The organism is Streptomyces sp. NRRL WC-3549 (genome assembly GCF_000721935.1).
Taxonomy (GTDB): Bacteria; Actinomycetota; Actinomycetes; order Streptomycetales; family Streptomycetaceae; genus Streptomyces.
The window spans coordinates 179,024-181,160 of sequence record NZ_KL585394.1 but is presented as its reverse complement, the minus strand read 5'-3'; the positions used below and the strand labels follow the sequence as shown (position 1 = coordinate 181,160).

Below are 2,137 nucleotides of genomic sequence, written 5' to 3'. Positions count from 1 at the left end.
TCGCCGCAGAGCTCCACGACCGCGTCCGTGGACGGGTAGTCGTACGGGCCCTGCTCGGGGTCCTGGGCCGACTCCCGCAGCAACTCCTCGGCCCCGGCCGCGTCCAGAGCGCCGACGGGGAGCACATGGACCCGGGCCGACACGTCCGCGGGCAGGTCGAGGGGCTCCCGGGCGGTGACCAGGACCAGGCTGTCGGAGCGCTCCGGGACGAGCGTGGCGACCTGGGCCGCGTCGGTGGCGTCGTCCAGGACGATCACGACGGGAGTGCCCGCCAGATGCTGGTGGTACAGCTCGCCCAGACGCCGTACCTGCTGCTCGGCGGAGGACTGCTCCCGGAACAGCAGTTGCTCCCGGGGCGCGCCCAGCCGGTTGAGCAGGTGCAGCAGGGCGTCCCGGGTGGACAGCGGGGCCTCGCCGGCCACCTGGCCCCGCAGGTCCACCACGCACGCCCCGCGGAACTGGTCCCGGAGCGCGTGCGCCGCCCGCACGGCCAGCGTCGTGCGGCCCGAACCGGGCGCCCCGTGCAGGACGACGACGGTCGGCCGGGTCTCCGTCGCGGCCCGGGCGGCGTGCACCCAGCGGGCGATCTGCGCCATCTCGGTACGGCGCCCCGCGAACGGGCCCTCCGCGGCGGGCAGATGGCCGAAGGACTGGGCCAGCAGCGAACGGGTGCGGGCCGCCGCGCTGCGGTCCTGGCCGCGCAGTCGCGGGGCCGCGGAGGCGGCGGCCTTCTTCGGCTTCCGGGTGGCGGCGGTCAGCATGCGCTGCTGGTCGAGGAACGGGCGGATGCCCCGTACCTCCAGCGCCGTCAGCCACTGCAGCCGCAGCTGTTCGGCGCCGCCGGGCTGGCTGAGCGCGGCGGCCCTGCGGTGGGCGGCGGGCCAGTGCGAGGCGGTCACCCGGGCGACGGTCGCGGTGGTGCCCGCGACGGCGACCACGGCGCCCGCGCCGAAGGCGAGGCCGGTATCCGTACCGAACGCGAGGTCCGCCCCGAACGCGGCAGCCGCGGCGACCCCGGTCACCAGCAGCGGAGTGCCCAGGGACGCCTTGGTGAAGCGCTGCCCGAGCGGCCGCTGCCCGGCCTCTGCCGCGTCGAGCGCCTGCGTGTACGCGGCGTACTCCTCGGCCGCACCCGCCGCCATCGTGTCGAGCGCGCCCCGCGCACGCGCCAGCAACGCGCCGGAGTCCGTCCGCCCGCCGGAGTGCCGCGCCTCCTCCTCCACGGCCCGCACCAACAGCCGTTCGGCGTCGGCCCGGTGGCCGTCCCGCATCGCCATGCGTCCCCCTCGGTGTCACCCGTCGGCCGGTCGCGGCCGGATCAGTCGTGTGGACAGCCCAGTCTCCTGCGTCGGGGGCCACGGCGACAGGGAGTCTGCGAGACTGCGCGCCGACAGTCGTACGGACATGCGGAGCGCTGGAATCATGAACGACCGAGGGAACGGTGGCCGCGTGCGGAGCGGCGTCCCCCTGGGGCGGCACCGGGCGGACGGTGCCGCGGGCAGCGCCGTGGACGTACGACCCGACGCGGAGCTGACGGCGCGGATACGCGACGGGGGCGACGTCGAGGCAGCCGCCGAGCTGTACCGCCGCCACGCCCCCGCCGCCCTGTCGTACGCCCGTGGCTGCTGCCGCGACCCGCACACCGCGGAGGACCTCACCTCGGAGGCGTTCGCCCGGACGGTACGGGCGGTACGCGACGGGAAGGGGCCCTTGGACGCCTGGCGCCCCTATCTGCTGGCCGTCGTGCGCCACACCGCCGCCGACTGGGCCGACCAGGCCCGCCGCGTCGACCTCACGCCCGGATTCGGCGCCTGGCTGGACGCCGCCGCACGGCGCGAGGGCGCGGAGCCGGTGAGCCGTGCGGCGGGCGGCGAGGAACACGTGCTGCGCGCGGAGGACGGCGGCATGGTCGCGGCCGCCTTCCGCTCCCTGCCCGAACGGTGGCGGGCCGTGCTCTGGCACTCGGTCGTGGAGGAGGAGCCCGCGGCGAAGGTGGGGACCCTGCTGGGCCTCACCCCCAGCGGGGTGGCCTCGCTGGTGGCCCGCGCCCGGGAAGGGCTGCGGGAGGCGTACCTCGCCGCCTACGCCGGGCAGCGCGCGGCCGACGAGGAGTGCCGCAGGTGCAGCGGCCGGCTGG

General features: G+C 77.0%; 2 protein-coding genes. One reads left to right on the top strand and one right to left on the bottom strand.

The window, feature by feature from the left end; genetic code table 11:
- A partial coding sequence (locus tag IH13_RS0111520) for an ATP-binding protein (RefSeq protein WP_199814636.1) occupies nt 1-1,271 on the bottom strand: 1,271 nt, incomplete at its 3' end.
- A gap of 151 nt (nt 1,272-1,422) precedes the next feature.
- On the opposite strand from IH13_RS0111520, the gene IH13_RS0111515 reads away from it, so the two are divergent.
- Nucleotides 1,423-2,137, top strand: a 715-nt coding sequence (locus IH13_RS0111515; RefSeq protein ID WP_158791131.1) for an RNA polymerase sigma factor, incomplete at its 3' end; no start/stop codon positions are given.